Source organism: Arthrobacter sp. NPDC080086, from assembly GCF_040702285.1.
This window is the reverse complement of sequence record NZ_JBFBKP010000002.1, coordinates 113,879-131,115: the sequence shown is the minus strand read 5'-3', so window position 1 is coordinate 131,115 and position 17,237 is coordinate 113,879. Positions and strand designations below refer to the sequence as shown.

Annotated in this window: 14 protein-coding genes; 6 read left to right on the top strand and 8 right to left on the bottom strand. The window is 64.0% G+C overall.

Going from position 1 to position 17,237, the window contains the following annotated elements; translation table 11 throughout:
• Positions 1-45 precede the first annotated feature (45 nt).
• A complete protein-coding gene (locus AB0305_RS01770) occupies positions 46-873 on the bottom strand; it encodes a hypothetical protein (protein ID WP_366170893.1) in 828 nt (275 codons plus the stop codon).
• A gap of 1 nt (position 874) precedes the next feature.
• Positions 875-1,906, bottom strand: a complete 1,032-nt coding sequence (locus tag AB0305_RS01765; RefSeq protein ID WP_366170891.1) for a hypothetical protein — start codon at positions 1,904-1,906, stop codon at positions 875-877.
• Between the two features lie 373 nt (positions 1,907-2,279).
• Between AB0305_RS01765 and AB0305_RS01760 the strand changes: the two genes are divergently transcribed.
• Positions 2,280-2,531: a hypothetical protein gene (locus AB0305_RS01760; RefSeq protein WP_366170889.1), complete on the top strand. Its 252-nt coding sequence runs from the start codon at positions 2,280-2,282 to the stop codon at positions 2,529-2,531.
• Between the two features lie 4 nt (positions 2,532-2,535).
• Here AB0305_RS01760 and sbcB read toward each other — a convergent pair whose 3' ends face one another.
• Entirely contained in the window at positions 2,536-3,975 is a 1,440-nt protein-coding gene (sbcB, locus tag AB0305_RS01755; RefSeq protein WP_366170887.1) for an exodeoxyribonuclease I, read from the bottom strand.
• Between the two features lie 152 nt (positions 3,976-4,127).
• Between sbcB and adhP the strand changes: the two genes are divergently transcribed.
• Both adhP and AB0305_RS01745 read left to right on the top strand, forming a co-directional pair.
• Entirely contained in the window at positions 4,128-5,150 is a 1,023-nt protein-coding gene (gene adhP, locus AB0305_RS01750) for an alcohol dehydrogenase AdhP (protein WP_366170885.1), read from the top strand.
• Between the two features lie 71 nt (positions 5,151-5,221).
• On the top strand, positions 5,222-6,217 hold the full coding sequence (locus AB0305_RS01745) for a 2-hydroxyacid dehydrogenase (RefSeq protein WP_366170883.1): 996 nt from the start codon (positions 5,222-5,224) through the stop codon (positions 6,215-6,217).
• On the opposite strand, the gene AB0305_RS01740 is transcribed toward AB0305_RS01745, so the two are convergent.
• Entirely contained in the window at positions 6,214-6,831 is a 618-nt protein-coding gene (locus AB0305_RS01740) for an HD domain-containing protein (RefSeq protein WP_366170881.1), read from the bottom strand. The genes AB0305_RS01745 and AB0305_RS01740 overlap by 4 nt on opposite strands.
• A gap of 255 nt (positions 6,832-7,086) precedes the next feature.
• Here AB0305_RS01740 and AB0305_RS01735 point away from each other — a divergent pair, with 255 nt between their 5' ends.
• From AB0305_RS01735 to AB0305_RS01725, 3 genes are all read left to right on the top strand, one after another.
• The gene (locus AB0305_RS01735; RefSeq protein WP_366170879.1) at positions 7,087-7,731 is read left to right on the top strand and encodes a Crp/Fnr family transcriptional regulator; all 645 of its coding nucleotides are present in this window, start codon (positions 7,087-7,089) and stop codon (positions 7,729-7,731) included.
• Positions 7,732-7,828: 97 nt separating this feature from the next.
• Entirely contained in the window at positions 7,829-9,079 is a 1,251-nt protein-coding gene (locus AB0305_RS01730; protein WP_366170877.1) for an MFS transporter, read from the top strand.
• Between the two features lie 196 nt (positions 9,080-9,275).
• Positions 9,276-10,076, top strand: coding sequence for a ferritin-like domain-containing protein (locus tag AB0305_RS01725; protein WP_366170875.1), 801 nt, complete (start codon positions 9,276-9,278; stop codon positions 10,074-10,076).
• 75 nt (positions 10,077-10,151) lie between these two features.
• Here the strand turns inward: AB0305_RS01725 and AB0305_RS01720 are convergent, their stop codons facing one another.
• From AB0305_RS01720 to AB0305_RS01705, 4 genes are all read right to left on the bottom strand, one after another.
• Entirely contained in the window at positions 10,152-11,213 is a 1,062-nt protein-coding gene (locus tag AB0305_RS01720) for a porin (protein WP_366170873.1), read from the bottom strand.
• A gap of 390 nt (positions 11,214-11,603) precedes the next feature.
• A complete protein-coding gene (locus AB0305_RS01715; RefSeq protein ID WP_366170871.1) occupies positions 11,604-12,188 on the bottom strand; it encodes a response regulator transcription factor in 585 nt (194 codons plus the stop codon).
• 179 nt (positions 12,189-12,367) lie between these two features.
• Positions 12,368-14,365, bottom strand: a complete 1,998-nt coding sequence (locus AB0305_RS01710) for a Cache 3/Cache 2 fusion domain-containing protein (protein ID WP_366170869.1) — start codon at positions 14,363-14,365, stop codon at positions 12,368-12,370.
• A gap of 103 nt (positions 14,366-14,468) precedes the next feature.
• Complete coding sequence (locus AB0305_RS01705) at positions 14,469-17,189, bottom strand: bifunctional glycoside hydrolase 114/ polysaccharide deacetylase family protein (RefSeq protein WP_366170867.1); 2,721 nt, start codon at positions 17,187-17,189, stop codon at positions 14,469-14,471.
• Between the last annotated feature and the right edge of the window lie 48 nt (positions 17,190-17,237).

Sequence of the window (17,237 nt, the reverse complement as noted above, 5' to 3'; positions counted from 1 at the left end):
TCAGCATCGCCATGAAAAAACGGAGGCTTCAGCCTCCGTTTTCTTTTACTGCTTTGCTGCCGGGCGGTAGTCCTTCATCAGCCAGCGCGATAGGAAAAACGTGCGGCGGAGTTCTTGGATTTTCTCGTAGTCGGCGTTGACGAAGCGGCGGCTGGTTTGTTTTTCGTATTGGCGAAGGACGTATAGGTTGGCGATCTTGGGGCCGAGGACCTTCAAGCTTAGATATGCGAACGCACCGACCAACAATGGCACAGCCAGGAAAATCGCATTGTTTTTGGAACCCGTATAGATTTGGAAGAGCAACGGCACATTGACGGTCACCGGCGCCCACATCCAAACCGACGCGAGGGGACTACGTTCGGGTGAAAGAGCTGCGGATCGGTCCGGCATCACGATATACCTGTCGAAATCCACAGCACCTTTGAATTTTTTCTTCCACTCGCCTGTACGGACCGCTTGATAATAACCGAGGCCACTGAAGCGCCTCTTCGCACCAAACCAAAGAGGGAGCAATATTGATAACTCGTAAATTATTAGAACAATCAGTCTCTTATGACTCGCACCAGAAACATCTGCCGCAAGCAACGCCGCCCCTCCTCCCATCGCCACGGCTAGCAATAGATACCCTAGAATTATTGAATTTATTTCATACTGAACGGAGAATTTTGCCTTGTACTTAACGAAAATTCCATGAATTATCCCAACACAAGAGAACACCAGAGTAGTCATCAAGACAAACCATCCTTGGCCATCCCCCGCCTTGAACTCGATCGCAACGCCCACAACAAGCAGCCCTAAAAATGCATTAAATGCAGAAAAAATGTAAGGCGCCCTTGGAACCAAGAAAGTAGCACGCTCAATTGTTACCAGCATTTCATCGCCCCATCCTTTCTTCCACAAGAGACGCCGATCTATTTCCCATATCGAGAGCTCCCCAGGCAATTTGTGCAAAGAAACCGAGTCCGAAGCTGACAAGGATAACCGGGGCACCTGTCGCCGCAAGTCCAAACAAGCCCACAGCCACCGCGCTCGTGGCAAGAGAGACACCAAACCCCACCAAATTCCCGCTCTGACTCCGCGCCGAGCTAATAGCAAACCGACGCGCATCAAACTTCAGCTTTCCATTGGTATCCCGGCGAATAGCGTCTGCCAAGTCCAGCACCGCACTTGGGCCGAACGTCAACACACCTGCTCCAACTCCACCTCGGATATACACCCGCGCCAGCGGCGACACCTTGGGCGCCAGCTCCCGCAAATTCGCATTCTTGATCGCCCCACTCGCCACTTGCGTACGGAGGTTGACCTTGCCGTTCTGCCCTAGCAGCGCCGGTTGCACCGTTTCGATCGGCATGTTGGTAATCCGAATCTTCGGCCGTGGTCGGCCCTTGCCGCTGGTGTTGCCGTTGTAGAGCGTGACGTAGGCGTTGATGCGTACAGACTTGCTCTGCCCAGACAGAATCCGCTGCGCCCCAGTCTGAATCGACTTCTCAAGGCGTGCGGCATGTCCGGCGTGCGCTGCAGACACACCCGTATTCAAGTTGGCCAGCAAGCCACCGGGGCCAATGGCTGCGCCGCGTGCTTCCGACATGAACCGCTCAGCGGTACCAGGCGCACCACCCGGGCTGCCATACAGGTACTCCATCATCCACGACGTATTGCCTTGGTTCTGCGGTGCCGGCTGTGCATCGACGGCGAGCATGCTGCCAATCAGTTGCGCGGCCAACGCTGGGTCAAGGTCGAAATCGCCATTCAGCAGTTCGGTGCCGATGTGCCAACCGTCGGCTCGGCAGAGCGGATCAACGCTGTTCGGCAGGGTGTTGGTTGGCAACGTGTTGCGGTAGCGATTCAACGACTGGCAAACAGTGCTGGCCTGGGCACGGGCAATGCAAGCGGCAGAACTCGACATGGTCTTCTCTCTGGCGGACGAAAACAGGCCAAGCTAGCTGAGTTGCCGGCTGATCTCTATCGGACGGTTCCGATATTCAAGAAACCCGGCGCGCCCCGCCCCTTCCGCTTGCCCAGGCCCGCCGCTGCTCGCTACACTGCCCGGGCTCGCGTCAAACAGGCGCGGCCGGGCTTGGAAACCCCGCCTTTTGAACAACCCAGGAAAAACCACTGAAGGTTTTTGCTGCGCCGTCGTTCGCCTATACGGGCGGGCCTCGGCGGGTACGGCTTCGGCCGTGCCGGCTTTGGTTGTTCGCCGGTGTTTCCAGCCTGTCGTGTGCCCGCCCACCCCTTGCGGTGGGTGGTTCCTCACCCCTGCCAAGGAAGACACGCTGATGACCGGCACCACTTCCCCGATTGCACCCAGCCTGCAACCCTGCATCGATGCCGCGCGCGAAGAACTCGGCGCGGGCATCGCCAAGCTCGATACGCTGTTCAAGGTGATTGAAGACTTGGGCAACGAGCGCTTTCAGCATCTGGACGCTGTCACCCACGCCACCTACCTATGGATGTGCGCCGACCTGACGCGCGAGATCAAAGCCGCGTGGCGGCGGCTGGAGACGATGCAGGCGGCTTGCACCGTCTGATCCGTCAACCCGGCACGATCTGCTGCGCGTAGTCGTATAGGTCTTGCAGGATGTTCTGCGCGCGCGCGTCGCCGGACTCTGCTGCTTCGGCGCCGAGCTGTTGGAGCCGCTCACCGAAAGCCTCAAACGTCAGATAGCCGCCGCTGCCCTCGAACAGGCGCTCGGCACGCAAGTGCTCCCACTGCTCGTATTCGTCTTCGGAAAGCGTGTCGGGGAAGTTGCGTGCGCGATAGTGAAACAGCAGCTCGGGCAGACGCGCATCGGCGAAATCCGGGTGCAGGTTCGCAAGCTGCTCGCCGCTGAGCGTGCGCAGTTCGTTGAGCGTGCGGCGATCGTCGTTGCTGACGAAGCCGCCGTAGAGGTTCTGGTCCACGTCTTCGATCGGCTCCAGCTCGCGGGCGTAGACCTGGCGCCACGTTTCGCGCAGGTCCGGTGCGCCCTGGGCGATGCCGGCATGGCGTTCGATGAGGGCGAAATCGATGCCCCAACGCTCTGCCTGCGCCGGCTGCAACGTCTTCAGGTTGCTGATGACGATGGGCGACTTGTTGATGTGGATCGACTTGATGGGCAAGCGCGCGGTGCCCTCGGCCAAGTCTGCGGTGCGCGTGAACATACGCTCGCGGATGGTGGCGACATCCATGTCGAACAACTCCGACGGATCAAACGCCAAGTCCCACACGATCAGTTCGTTCTTGTTGGTCGGGTGACCGCCCAGCGGCCACACCAGGGCCATGCAGCCGCGTTCCACGCCGTACATGCCGGAGATATGCAGCAGCGGGCGCGGTGCATTGCCAATCTCGGCAATCACGCGGTCTTTCTTGCGCAACGCCAGGCAGAAGTCGAACAGGCGCGGCTGCGCGTTGCGGATCAGGCGCGCCAGCGCAATCGTCGCGCGCACGTCAGACACCGCATCGTGCGCGGCTTCATGCACCAGGCCATTGGCCTTGGACAGATGCTCCAGCTTGAAGCTCGGCTTGCCGTCTTCGTGTTTCGGCCACTGGATGCCATCCGGGCGCAGCGCCCACGTGGTGCGCACCACATCCAGCAAGTCCCACCGCCCGCACTCGTTCTGCCACTCGCGTGCGTATGGGTCGATCAGGTTGCGCCAGAACAGGTGGCGCGTGACTTCGTCGTCAAAGCGGATGGTGTTGTAGCCGACGCCGATGGTGCCGGGCGTGCCCAGTTCGCGCTCGATGGCCTGCGCAAATTGGTACTCCGGAATGCCCTGCTTGGCGCACTGCTGCGGCGTGATGCCGGTGATCAGGCACGACACGGGGTCCGGCAGCCAGTCGTTGGACGGCTGGCAAAACAATTCGACCGGCTCGCCGATTTCGTTGAGTTCGGCATCGGTGCGGATACCCGCGAACTGCGCGGGGCGATCCCGGCGCGGCACGGCGCCGAAGGTTTCGTAGTCGTGCCAGAGGAAGGTTGGGGTGACGGGCAAAGCAGTGGCTCGCAGAAAAAGGCCAGAGATGCCGGCATGCTAACAGCCTTGCCGATGCCCTCTGGCGGCCGGCCCCGCGCTTGACTCACATCAACCCGCACCCGGCGCTCGTCGACCAGACTGGTAGCACCCCCTACCCCTGGAGATGTCTCATGGCCCAGTCGATGAAAGCCGCGGTTGTCCATGCGTTTGGCGAACCCCTGCGCATTGAGGAGGTGCCGATTCCCACACCTGGGCGCGGGCAGATTCTGGTCAAGATCGCGGCCTCGGGCGTGTGCCATACCGACCTGCACGCCGCTGATGGCGACTGGCCCGTCAAGCCGAGCCTGCCGTTCATCCCCGGGCACGAGGGCGTGGGTTATGTGGCGGCGGTGGGTGAAGGCGTGACCAACGTCAAGGAAGGCGACCGCGTGGGCGTGCCCTGGCTCTACACCGCCTGCGGCCATTGCGAGCACTGCCTGAGCGGCTGGGAAACCCTCTGCCACGCGCAGCAGAACACCGGCTACTCCGTCAACGGCGGGTATGCCGAATACGTATTGGCCGACCCAAACTACGTCGGCCACCTGCCGGCACAAGTCAGCTTTGAAGAGATCGCCCCGATCCTCTGCGCGGGGGTGACGGTCTACAAGGGCATCCGCATGACGGATACGCGGCCCGGCCAGTGGATCACCATCTCGGGCATCGGCGGGCTGGGCCATGTGGCGGTGCAGTACGCGATTGCCATGGGTCTGCACGTGGTGGCTGTGGACGTGGCGCCCGACAAGCTGGCACTGGCACGCGAGCTGGGCGCCAAACTGGTCGTCGATGCGTCTCAGCAGGACCCGGCAGCCTTCATCCAGAAAGAGGTTGGCGGTGTGCACGGCGTGCTGGTGACGGCGGTGTCGCGCAGTGCGTTTGCACAGGCGCTGGGCATGGTGCGGCGCGGCGGCACGATCTCGCTCAACGGGCTGCCACCGGGGGATTTTCCGCTGCCGATCTTTTCCACGGTGCTCAATGGCATCACGGTGCGCGGCTCGATTGTGGGCACGCGGCGCGACTTGCAGGAGTCGCTGCAGTTTGCGGCCGAGGGGTTGGTACGCGCCCATATCCACCGCGACAAGCTCGACAACATCAACCAGGTGTTCGCCGATCTGAAGGCCGGCAAGGTGGATGGCCGCATCGTGCTGACCCTGTAAGCACCGGTTCACCCTCACGCCAGACACGGGGCGAGTAAGCTCTGAGCGTCACCTTCGCCCGCTCTATCGCCATGCGCATTCTCTTTTTCAGCAGCCACCGTTATGACGAAGACAGCTTCCGCGCCGCCCTGGCGCGCGGTGGGCAGCGCTTCGATCTGGTCTTCCAGCGCGCCCATCTGGACGCGCACACCGCGCCGCTTGCGGCGGGGTTCGAGGTGGTGTGCCCGTTCGTCAATGATTGCCTGAACGCCGATGTGCTGGCCGCGCTCGCTGCCGCTGGCACGCGGCTGATTGCGCTGCGCTCAGCGGGCTTTAACCACGTCGACCTGGCCGCCGCACAGCGCCTGGGGCTGACGGTGGTGCGCGTGCCGGCCTATTCGCCGCATGCGGTGGCCGAGCACGCGGTCGGCATGATCCTCACGCTCAACCGTCGCCTGCACCGCGCTTGCAACCGCACGCGGGAGGGCGACTTTTCGCTGGATGGCCTGCTCGGCTTCGACTTGGCCGGCAAGACGATCGGCGTGGTCGGCACGGGGAAGATCGGGCAAGTGTTTGCGCGCATCATGGCCGGCTTCGGCTGCCGGGTGCTGGCGTTCGATCCTTTTCCGCAAGCCTCGCTGACGGCGGCGGGGGTGACGTATCTACCACTGCCCGAGTTGCTGGCGCAGTCCGACATCGTGAGCCTGCATTGCCCGCTCAATGCGGATACGCACCACCTGATCGACGCCAGCGCAATCGCCAGCATGAAGACCGGCGCAATGCTGATCAACACCAGCCGCGGCGGCTTGGTCGACAGCCCCGCCCTGATCAATGCGCTCAAAACGGGCCAACTCGGCCACCTGGGGCTAGATGTGTACGAAGAAGAGGCCGACCTGTTCTTCGAAGACCGCTCCGCCGACGTGCTGCAAGACGATGTGCTGGCGCGGCTGCTGACGTTTCCCAACGTCATCGTCACGGCGCACCAGGCGTTCTTCACGCGCGAAGCGCTGGCGAGCATTGCCGACACCACACTCGCCAACGTGGCGGCATGGGCGGCCGGTGCGCCCGTCAACGTGGTGAAAGCTTAGGCCTCCGACGGCTGGGACAGCTCGCTCTCGCCCTCTTTCACGTAGATGGAGTTGCGCGGCTTGGCCAGCACGCGGCGCACCATCGGCTCGAAGAACGACAGCGGCAGGTTGTCGTAATCCGGCATGAAGGCGGCGCCGTCGTACTTGGCGCAGAACTCGGCGGTGCGCTCGAACAGCGCGGGCTGGCTGCGGTACTGCTCGCGCAGGTTGCGGTCGAGCCCCAGGTGGTGGAAGAAGTAGTAGCCCTGGAAGATGCCGTGCTTCTCGACCATCCACAGGTTCTCGGGGCTGACGAACGGCTTGAGGATGGCGGCGGCGATGTCCGGGTGGTTGAAGCTGCCCAGCGTGTCGCCAATGTCATGCAGCAACGCGCAGACCACGTATTCCTCGTCGCGGCCGTCGCGGTGGGCCAGCGTGGCGGTTTGCAGGGAGTGCGCGAGGCGGTCGATGGGGAAGCCGCCGCAATCGCCGTCGAGCAGCTTCAGGTGCGCAAGCACGCGGTCCGGCAGCGCACGGGCGTAGGGCATGAACTCACTGGAGATGGCGGCCCAGTCCTCGCGCGTGCCGTGCTCCATGTGTGAGAACGTCGCGCGCGCGGCGGTGTGTTGCGTCATGGGGTGTCTCCTTCGTCGCCTGAAGAGGTCTGGGGCGCTGCGTCGTGGATGCGCAGCTTGCTGTGGATAACCACTGTGGATAACTGCTGTGGATAATTCCTGTGGATAACGCCGAGCCATTCTCTGCCCGGGCCTTGCCCGCAGACTGTCAAGCGTTTGACAATGATCGGACCACCCTTGCCGCATCTTGTCGCCATGCCCGCAGACGCTTCTCACGCCGCACGCCTCCCCACTTCGGCCCCGACGCCTGCGCAATTGGCCCAAGGCTGGCTGCGCGACGCACCGGTCGACCTGCTGACCGAAATCGCGCCCACCGCGCGCCTGATCACCTATCCCGACGGTGAATGCATCCACCCGCACGGCGGACCGGCCCAGGGCATGTTCCTGATCGTGCGCGGCCGCGTACGCATCAGCCGGACGACGGATGCCGGCAGCGAACTCGTCTACGGCGTCCTGCGCGCGGGCGAGTGGTTTGGCGAGATCGCCCTCATCGACGGCGGCGGCCGCACGCACAGCGCCCATGCACAAGGGCCGACCACGCTCATCCTGCTGGGCAGTGCGGCATTTGCGCGCGTGGTGTCTGCCTATCCGGCCGGTATGTGGGCGCTGATGCAGCAGCTCTGCCAGCGCATCCGGCTGATCTTTGACGAGTTCGAGCACGCCAGCGAAATGCCCGCCGATGCGCGACTCGCCCAGCGCCTGCTGCAACTCGCCCGCGCCGGCGACGGGCGGACCGTGGCCGCCAGCAATGAAGAACTGGGCCGCATGCTGGCGCGCTCGCGACAGACCATCTCCAAGTATTTGCAGGCGTGGCAGCGCGCCGGGTGGATTCGCTGCCACTACAGAACGGTGGAAATTGTCGATACGCCGGCGCTGCGCGCGCTCGCGGGTAGCCACTAACGATGTGCTCCTCCGATCGGGGCACGCGCAATTCAGCGCGCGCCGCTAGAATTTCCCACACGCTACGCAAGCCCACCGCCCCTTCGCTTCCGCCCCCATGACCTCCCCGCTCTCGCCGGCCTCGCCCGAAGGTCGGCGCCTTGTGTTGCTGCTTGGCCTCGCACAAACGGTCTCGTGGGGCACGCTGTATTTCACCTTCACCGTCTTCCTGGCGCCGATGCATGACACGCTCGGCTGGGCGCGGCCGTTTCTGGCGGGCGGGTTCTCGCTGGGGCTGCTGGTGTGGGCGCTGTGTTCGTTCTGGGTGGGACGCGCGCTGGACCGGTGGCCCGCGCGCCGCGTGATGGGCACAGGCACGATGCTGGCGGCGGGCAGCCTGCTGGCGTGGTCGCTGGTCTCCAATCAAACCGCGTTCCTATTGCTCTGGCTACCGATGGGGGTGGCCATGGCCACCACGCTGTACGACCCCGCCTTTGTTGTGCTGCGCCAGGCGTTTGGTGATGCCTATCAGCGGCCCATCATCGGGCTCACGCTGATCGCGGGGTTCTCAAGCACGATCTGCATTCCGCTGGCGCAATGGGGGGTGGAGCACATCGGCTGGCGGCATACGCTGCAGGTATTTGCCCTGGCGCAGGTGCTGGTCTGCCTGCCAGTGCATCTGCGACTGCGCGTGCGGCCGCAGCAGCAGGCATCAGCGAGTACCGTCGATGATCCCGCGCCGATCCACACCTCAGCATGGCGCATGGTGCTGCGCCTGCCCGTGTTCTGGGCCGTGGTGCTGGCCTTCGTGGCCATCAGCCTGATCGCCACGGTGCTCGGCGCCCATCTGATCCCGCTGCTCTCCGAAAAAGGCGTGCCGACGGGCCGTCAATTGCTGATCGCGGCGCTCATTGGCCCGGCGCAAGTACTCGGCCGGCTGGCGATGATGCGTTTTCGCCTGCCACACCCCGTCCGCGTCGCCCCGGCCACGTATGCCGCAATGGCCGTGGCGCTCGTTCTGCTGGCGCTCTCCAGCGGGCCCCTGCTACTGGCTTTCGCGCTCATCTACGGGGCGGCCAACGGCATCAACACCATGCTGCGCGCGATCGCCATGCCAGAGCTGGTGTCGCGCAACCAGTACGCCACCCTTAACGGCCTGATGATGACGCCCGTGCTGCTGGCCCAGGCCAGCGCGCCATGGCTCGGGGCACTGCTGTGGAAAGCGACGGGCGGCTACGCGGCTGTGGAATGGGCGATGGTGGCCTGCGCGCTCATCGCCCTGTGCGCCTTCACGTATGGGCTGCGGCACGCGCCTACGCGTTCAGCGCGGGAGGGGGTCCAACACGCCGAAGCGACGCCGACGTCATGACGACATCGTCACTTAAACGGCGGAAGATTACTGTTAGGAACCTTTGTTGACGCGAATCTGTCATTGAAACACGAGACGTGATGTTTCATTCTCATGTTAGAAGCGGCCCGCTTTTTGCGGCACCGCCAACGGAGGACGCGCAGTGTCACAGGCTCATCAAGCAACATCATCCGCAAGCCCGCCGATGCCGTGGTCGATGCAGGAAATCGACTACAGCGGCATCAACGTCGCGCGCGTGCGCGAGAACCGCACGCTGTTCTACCTGGTGGTCTGTGCTTCGTTCGTGGAAAGCGGCTCCGACCTCTACGCCGGCAACCTCGCCCAGTATTACGCAGACCAACCTGAAGCTGCGCACTGGCTGATGCACCACTGGGAGCGCGAAGAACTGCAGCACGGCCGCGCTCTGCGCCGCTACGTCGAAACCGTGTGGCCCGAGTTCGACTGGGAACGCGGCTACGCCCGCTTCTTCGAGGAATACTCCGTCACCTGTTCGGTCGACCAGTTCGAGCCGACACAAGCGCTGGAAATGGTCGCGCGCTGCGTGGTCGAGATGGGCACCGCCACCTTCTACCGAGCCATCGCCCAGGCCGCTGCCGAGGCCGACGAACCCGTGCTGCGTGATCTCGCCAGCCGCATCTCGGCCGACGAGGTCCGGCATTACAAACACTTCTTCCGCTTTTTCAACGCCTGTAACGCGCGCGAAGGCGTGGGTCGGATGCGGGTGCTCAAGGCACTCGCCTCGCGCCTGCGCGAGATCAAAAACGAAGATTCGATGATCGCCCTGCGCAACGTGCTGCGCATCGAACGCGGCGAGGAAGACGTGCCCGAAGCCGACGTGCGCGCGCTGAACTCCAGCGTGAGCGCGATGGTGCGGGCGCACCTGCCAATCGACATGGCGGCCAAGATGCTACTCAAGCCGTTGCGGCTGCGTCCGGGGCTGGAGCGGTCGATTCGGCCGCCGCTGGTGGCGCTGGTGCGGCGAGTGATGCTGCACTAGACCGCCGCACACGATGCGCCAATGAAAAACCCGGGCCGAAGCCCGGGTTTTCTGATCTAGCCGACAGAACGTCGATTAGAACTTGTGGCGAATACCGACCACGGCACCCATTTGGTTGTTAGTGCTGCCATCGGCGCTCGTGAACACGTCGCCGATACCATTCACGCCCAGCGGCAGTGCTGCGTTGCTGCTGTTCTTGGCGTAGGCCAGGTTCAGGTACGCATCGGTACGCTTGGACAACGCGTAGTCGCTGCTCACCACGAACAGCCACGGGTTGCCCGCGCCGGTGGTCTTGAAGTTCTGGTAGTAGGCGGTACCCGTCAGCGTCAGAGCCGGTGTGGCTTGGTAACCCGCGCCCAGCCAGTACAGGTTCGAACGAGCGGAGTCGACGGGCAGGCCGGTTGCGTGGGCCCAGCGATAGCCCGCGTACAGCTTGGCTGGGCCAAAGGCGTACGTGCCGCCAACGGTGGCGCGTTGCGTCTTGACGTCAGCCAGCAGGCCGGTGGTGTTGCTGTTCAATTGGTCATACACAGCACCCACTGCGAACGGGCCGCTGGCGTAGTTCAGGCCAGCGCTCCACTCACGGCCCAGCTTGTTGTTGCCGGCAACCTCTTGACCATCATTGCGCGTCGAGTACAGCGCCGAGGCGGTCAGGCCACCAAACGTACCGGTGTACTTGACGGCGTTGTCAGTGCGGCCAGCCATGGCAGCGTCTTGCGAAGCGATCGAGTAACGCGAGGCGATGGCCATCGGATCGTACTGGAGCGCGAAGTCATACAGCAGGTTGGTCTGGCGGCCCAGGGTCAGCTGGCCCCACTGGCCTTGCAGACCAACGTATGCAGCGCGGCCGAACAGGCGGTTGTCTTGTGCCGAACGACCATCATCGATGTTGAAACCGCTTTCCAGGTTGAAGATGCCCTTCAGACCGCCACCCAGGTCTTCAGTGCCACGCAGGCCCCAACGCGAACCCGACATGTTGCCCGACTGCAGTGCAACGCGCGAGTCGCCGTTGCCCGGAGCCTTGTTCACCCACTCAACACCAGCGTCAGCCACGCCGTACAGGGACACGCTCGATTGCGCAAATGCGCCGGCGGAAACCAGGGCGGCAGCAGCGGCCGCAAACAGCTTGATCTTCATATCGTTTTCCTTGAAAAACACTATCGCAAGGATTTGCGATCGACGGCCATTATGTATGCCGATGCCGCTTATCAAACAATGGACGCCCCCTTCTGTGGTAAATATGAAACCCAATCCGGCGATCCAAAATTAACCAAACAAATCAACCACTTACACAAACAACAGTGACCATCGTAAGTGCACCTCACAGATTTGAAAGCCACCGGCTTACGATTTGTAATCCAGTCATTTATTAAAATAAGCCGATCGATGATAAAAATTAAAATCCTGAGGGATCTCTGTTTTCGCTTATGATTCGCATCGAAGCTTGAATGACAGTTTCACAGCTTCATATCGACTTTAAGAGGCCGCCCAACAGCGGTCTCTTTTTTTTGCTCGAACGCTGGCCGATCAGGCGGGGTGGCCGATCTTCTTGCTGATGCGGTGCTTGAAGGTAGACACCGTCTTGGGCGAGATGCCCAGGCGCTTGGCGATCTCGGTGTTCCGATGGCCTTCTGCGACGAGCTGGTTCACGCGCATTTCGCGCTTGGTGAGCGTGGCAAGACCGGCGCCTTCCGATGCTCCCATCGCCGACGTCGGGAAGGACAGGTAGCCGCGCGCGGCCAGCAGGAGCGCTGCGGTGAGCACGGACGTCGCTTCGGATTTGGGAACGTAAGCGTTGGCGCCGGCGAGGAAGGCAAGGCGGGCCTCGTTGCCGGTGGTCTCGGCGGAGGTCATCACTAGGCCGATGTCTTGCTGCTGTGCTCGTACGCGGCGCACCAGTTCAAGGCCATCCAGACCGGGCAGGTTCATGTCGACGATGGCCAGCTTGGGCCGCGCCGAGCGGATCAGTTGCAGGCCCTGCGCGCCATCGGCGGCAGTCGCGACCAGTTGCAGGTGCGGCGAGCCCGCCAATAGCGCCTGAATCGACTCTAGGACGATGGGGTGGTCGTCAATGGCGACGACGGAATGAAAGGCGTGACCGACAGGTGACATGGACGTTGGTGCTTGAGCTGGTGGGTCGCCCGCCACGTTCCGTTGCAAAAAGAACCGGCGGATAGCCTGTTGCGAGCGCCCCGGCACCGCCGCAGTTCCATCCGGTACAGCTTTGCACCGATTGACCGCTAGATCCTTGTCAATTGCAACGCGGTGTCACGATCCGCGCGTCTTCCGGCTCATGTCAGCCGGAAGACATCCACTGCGCCGCGCAATTCCTGCGCTTGCTGGCGCAGGCTCTCTGCGGCGGCGGCCGCTTCCTCGACCAGCGCAGCGTTCTGCTGGGTCACTTCATCCATCGACGTCACCGCACGGTTGACCTCTTCGATGCCCTGCGATTGCTCGCGCGAAGCATGGCTGATCTCGCCCATCAGGCCGGCGATACGCTCCACGCGCGTGACGATGTCCTGCATCGCGTCGCCCGCGCCGCGTGCGGCTTCGTTGCCGGCCTGCACTTCGTCAACCGAGCGGTTGATCAGCGCCTTGATCTCCTTGGCAGCGGCCGCGCTGCGCTGCGCGAGGCTGCGCACCTCGCCGGCCACGACTGCGAAGCCGCGGCCCTGCTCGCCCGCGCGCGCCGCTTCCACCGCGGCATTCAGGGCAAGGATGTTGGTCTGGAACGCGATGCCATCAATGATGCCGGTGATATCGGCAATCTTCTGCGCCGTCGCGTGGATGCCCGACATGGTGCCGACCAGCCGCTCGACGGTCTGGCCGCCCGCATGGGCTGCCTCGCTGGCGGACTGCACCATGTCGTGCGCGTGCTGGGCACTGTCGGCGTTCTGGCGCACGGTGGCGGCCAGCTCTTCGATGCTCGACGCGGTGCGCTCCAGGCTGCCGGCCTGCGCTTCCGTGCGGGCAGACAGGTCGGCATTGCCGGCGGCGATCTGGCCAGTGCTCGAAGCGATGGTGGAGGCGCTGGCGCGGACCTTGTCGACGATGCCTGTGAGGCCATCGCCGACACCGTTCACGGCGCGCATGAGCTGGCCGATTTCGTCGCGGCGCGTGGTGGGTAGACGATGCGTGAGATCGCCAGCGGCCACGCGCTGGGCCACGTGCACCACCTCGGCCAGCGGCGTGCTCACGGCACGACGCAGCATCCAGTACAGGCCGCTAGCCAGCAGTGCGCCCAGGGCCAAGCCCAGGAGCAGGAAGCGGTTGCGCGCGGAAACCAGATCGGCTTCCAGTTCATCCACATAGGCCGTACCCGCAATCACCAGTTTCCAATCCGGGTATTGCGTGAACACGGTGAAGCGTTCACGCGCCTTACCACCCTGCGCGCCGTCGGTGTCGGCCAGCGTATGGCGCAGCGTACCGTCCTTGCGGTCGATCATCTCGCGTACCCAGGCCAGGCCATCGGCGTCTTTGGCGTCGAGCAGGTTCTTGCCTTCGCGCGCGGTGTTGCGATCGATCAGCACCTTGCCCTGGTCGGCGCCCGGCTTGCCGTCGATGACAAAGTAGCCGCCACTCTGGCCGATGCCGTGTGCGCGGATCTTGTCCTTGAGCAGCGCGAGTTCCGAGCGCACATCCACGCCCACGTACAGCGCGCCAATGACCTTGCCCGACGCATCACGCACGGGCTCGTACTTGCTCATGTAGGGCACGCCGAACAGCCACGCCAAGCCGCGGAACGGTTCGCCGGACATCAGGGCCTTATAGCTCGGGTGGGCGCGATCAAGCAGCGTGCCGATGGCGCGTTCGCCGTTTTCCTTCTTGAGCGAGGTGGTCACGCGGACGAAATCATCGCCCGTGCGGGCGAAGACGGTGGCGATGGTGCCGCCGGTGCGCGCGAAGAACTTGTCCGGCACGGCGAAGTTGAGGTTCAACACCGTGTCGCCGCTCTTGAACGTGGGCGTGGGCTTGCCGGCCACCTCCACGGTCTGCGCCGGATCGACGGTGTATGGGCCCGGGGCGGCATCGGCAAAGGCGGTGAGGAAGCGGTCGGCCTCGGTGCGCATGGTGCCGTCGAACAGCGCGATCATGTCGCGCATGGCGGCTTCCTGATCGTGCATGGCGGACTGCATGTTGGCTTCGAGCGTGCGCAGGCTCGATTGGGAAATCGCCAGCGCAAAGAGGCCGAACACGAGCACCAGCGCAGCCAAGCCGATCACGGCCAGCCGCGTGCCGAGACTCGTGGCGCGTTCAGAAGATGGGCGTTGGGGTGCAGACGCTCGCATGCTTGCTCCTCAGGGTCGTCAGTCGGGTTAACAACGGATCGCCTGGGAAAAGCTTGAGCGCAAACGTTTATCCGTGCGCTTTTTTGAACATTCCGCCCCCGTATCAGCGGCTGCAGCGTAACTCAACGTGCTTGGGCACCAGTTTCTCCGGGTCGCCGGTACCGAGATCGAGCCGCCAATCTGCGCCGGGTGCGCTGCCCGCATCACGCCCATCAATGGTGGCCTTGCATCCGCCCGCGTTAGCAAAGCGGATGAACGGGCGCACATAGCCGGCCACGTCCACCGACAACGAATGCCCATCCGCTCCTCTGCGCCAGTTCGACAGTCGTCCGCTGGCCTCGCGGACATAGGGCAATGCCTGTGGCGCGCTGTCGATCGAGAAGCGTGCGGTGCCGCTGGTCAGGTGGATGTACGTGCCGCCCGGGCCGGCCAGATAGCCCGCCACATCGTGCGCGTCGGCCAGGTGCGGCACGCCCTCGGCGCTCCAACGTACGGTACGCAAGTCGCCCGCGCCTCGGACAACCCAGGCGTCACCGTCACGGGCGACGGCCACGCTGCGGAAGTCGAGCACCTTGCGGATGTAGTCCGACGCGTACACCGGCATGACCGGCTGCGCGAGGGCCCAGTCGTACACCTGCCGCAGCGCCGTCAACGACGCCAGCTTGGTGCCCGAGTACATGTGGTAGTAGATGCTGATCGGCTTGAAGCGATAGGGCTTGTCGGTCAGCTCGAAGGTCTCGACAGCACGCCTGAAGCCGTAATACGGGCCCTGCCAGAGGTTGGTGTAGATGTTCTCGTTCTGCGCGGGAGCAAAGACCTGGAACAGGCCACCACCCTTGTCGACGCCTAGCGGCGCCACCGCCGTCCAACTGGGGTTGGAACGCGTGATGTACGTGTCGCCGCCGTTCATGCTGAATACGCCGGCCTGGTTGGCCGCTTGCACGGCGGCCGGAGGCACCTGGCCGTTGCCGCTCCACAGCAGCACCTTCACGCGCTTGTCCGGCGGTGCAAGGCGGGTGTTGATGTAGTCGATGGAGCCGCCCACCTCGCGGTCGAGGTTGAAGCGATAGTTGGGAATCCTGAGCGAGAAGGAATCGGCGGCGCCTGCCGTGGGCGTGACCGTCTCTTCAGGTGGACTGGCCGTCCGCAGCCAGTTGAACGGGTGCGAGAACGTGTGACTCGCCAGCTCAACATAGGGCAGCGCAAAGATGCTGCGCGCAATCGGCTCCAACTGGGGCGTGAGCTTGGGGTACATACCGCTGGCCGCCACCTCCCCTTCGATGATGGAGACCGTGGTCGGCACCTTGTAGCGCGCAAAGATCTCGCGCTGCAGCGCCTGCCCCGAAAACTCGCCCGGCGGAAACTCCGTGCGCGAGGCAAAACCGTCGCCATCGATATGCACCGTCATCAGGCGGCGGCCGTTTTCCGTCGTGGTATCGGGGACGGGCATGGCGGGCAACGCCAGCGCCTCGCGCAGAAACGCCAATGGCTGGATCACCCAGCGCGCCTGGTCCACATCGGGCATGCGAAACACGCCAAACGGCTGCAGCACGTAACCGCCCCACGGCATGATGGCCGCTGCGTCAACCACATAGCTCCCCGCCGATAAACGCAACAGCGATTTCGCACCCGGCGTGTCCCGGCCCACCTTGACGCCCACGGCGCTGCGTCGGTCGGGGTGCGGTTGCAGCTCGAAACCGACCATGGGATCACGCGAGACGATCGACAGCGCCTCAGGCGGCGTCCCGGGCACCGCCTCCAACCCCAGCGTCTGCGCCATGGCGGCGTCCATGCGCAAGCCGAACTGATTGAACATCGCAACGCGCACGCCGGCACCGATCACGCGCCTGAGCCACGCCGCCCAGGCACCCGGGTGCGGCGCATTGGCATCGAACCAGGTGACGACACCGGCGTAGCGATCCGGCATCACAGCGGGCAACGGCTGGTACGCGTCCGCCACCTCGACCCGGTAGCCGAGGTAGTTGAGGGGCATGGCGAGGTACAGCACCGAGGGCAGCGTATTGGTGCTGGTGCCCGGCTCTTGCGGCTCGACCAGCAACACGCGACGCGGCATCACTTCCAGGCGGCCGATCCCGATGACATCGACGGCGGGCGTGGTGGCGTAGGCGGTGACGCCCGCCGTGCGCGCCACGTTGGCGGTGTCGCGCAAGCACGCTCGGGTGTAGCTGGGGCAGTAATCGAGTGCGACAGCGGGCAGGTGATACTGCGTGCCGATGCTGTGCAGCGCGGCGATGCGGGCAGCGCGATCGGCCTCGGACACGTCCCGCAAACTCGCGTCGCCCGCCCGCTCGCGTACGAGCCCGGAGGTGACCACACCCGCCAGCTGCGGGGCGAGCCGATCCAGCCATGCGGTGCCACCGGCCAGCACCTTCGTTTGGGGTGCGCGATCGTGTAGCGCCTGCAGCAAGGCCGCCACCGCATTGCCGGCGTCGGGGGCAACACGCTGCAGCGTGTCGAGCCCGTCGAGCAGGAAGCCCTGGTAGCCCTGCGCCAGCAGCGGGGCAAACACCGTGTCGAGCACAGCGCCAGGCCAGTTGGCCGTGCGCATTGCATCGGCCTGCTGCGCAAGATCGACCCGCGCGAACCACGCGGTAGGCGATGGCTGCTTCGGGTCAAACGCACCGGCGCTGGCCGGGTCCAGCACAACCCAGTCGAACGCTTGCAGTTCTGGAACCGGCACATCGCGCCCGTAGTAGAACGCAATTTGCGGCTCGACCTCGGGGGCGGCCGGCTGGGCCTGTGCATGTAAGCTCACCAGCGCCAGCGCTGCTGCCGCCAGCCACATCGTCCAACGCCGTTGCATCAGGGTCCTCAAAAGCCGTTCAGGCCTGCATTGTGACGGTCAGGCAGC

Bases quoted from the DNA above. Each gene is read 5' to 3' on its own strand.
- AB0305_RS01770 (WP_366170893.1), bottom strand. From the start codon at position 873: ATGCTGGTAACAATTGAGCGTGCTACTTTCTTGGTTCCAAGGGCGCCT.
- AB0305_RS01765 (WP_366170891.1), bottom strand. From the start codon at position 1,906: ATGTCGAGTTCTGCCGCTTGCATTGCCCGTGCCCAGGCCAGCACTGTT.
- AB0305_RS01760 (WP_366170889.1), top strand. From the start codon at position 2,280: ATGACCGGCACCACTTCCCCGATTGCACCCAGCCTGCAACCCTGCATC.
- adhP (WP_366170885.1), top strand. From the start codon at position 4,128: ATGGCCCAGTCGATGAAAGCCGCGGTTGTCCATGCGTTTGGCGAACCC.
- AB0305_RS01745 (WP_366170883.1), top strand. From the start codon at position 5,222: ATGCGCATTCTCTTTTTCAGCAGCCACCGTTATGACGAAGACAGCTTC.
- AB0305_RS01740 (WP_366170881.1), bottom strand. From the start codon at position 6,831: ATGACGCAACACACCGCCGCGCGCGCGACGTTCTCACACATGGAGCAC.
- AB0305_RS01730 (WP_366170877.1), top strand. From the start codon at position 7,829: ATGACCTCCCCGCTCTCGCCGGCCTCGCCCGAAGGTCGGCGCCTTGTG.
- AB0305_RS01725 (WP_366170875.1), top strand. From the start codon at position 9,276: ATGCAGGAAATCGACTACAGCGGCATCAACGTCGCGCGCGTGCGCGAG.
- AB0305_RS01720 (WP_366170873.1), bottom strand. From the start codon at position 11,213: ATGAAGATCAAGCTGTTTGCGGCCGCTGCTGCCGCCCTGGTTTCCGCC.
- AB0305_RS01715 (WP_366170871.1), bottom strand. From the start codon at position 12,188: ATGTCACCTGTCGGTCACGCCTTTCATTCCGTCGTCGCCATTGACGAC.
- AB0305_RS01710 (WP_366170869.1), bottom strand. From the start codon at position 14,365: ATGCGAGCGTCTGCACCCCAACGCCCATCTTCTGAACGCGCCACGAGT.
- AB0305_RS01705 (WP_366170867.1), bottom strand. From the start codon at position 17,189: ATGCAACGGCGTTGGACGATGTGGCTGGCGGCAGCAGCGCTGGCGCTG.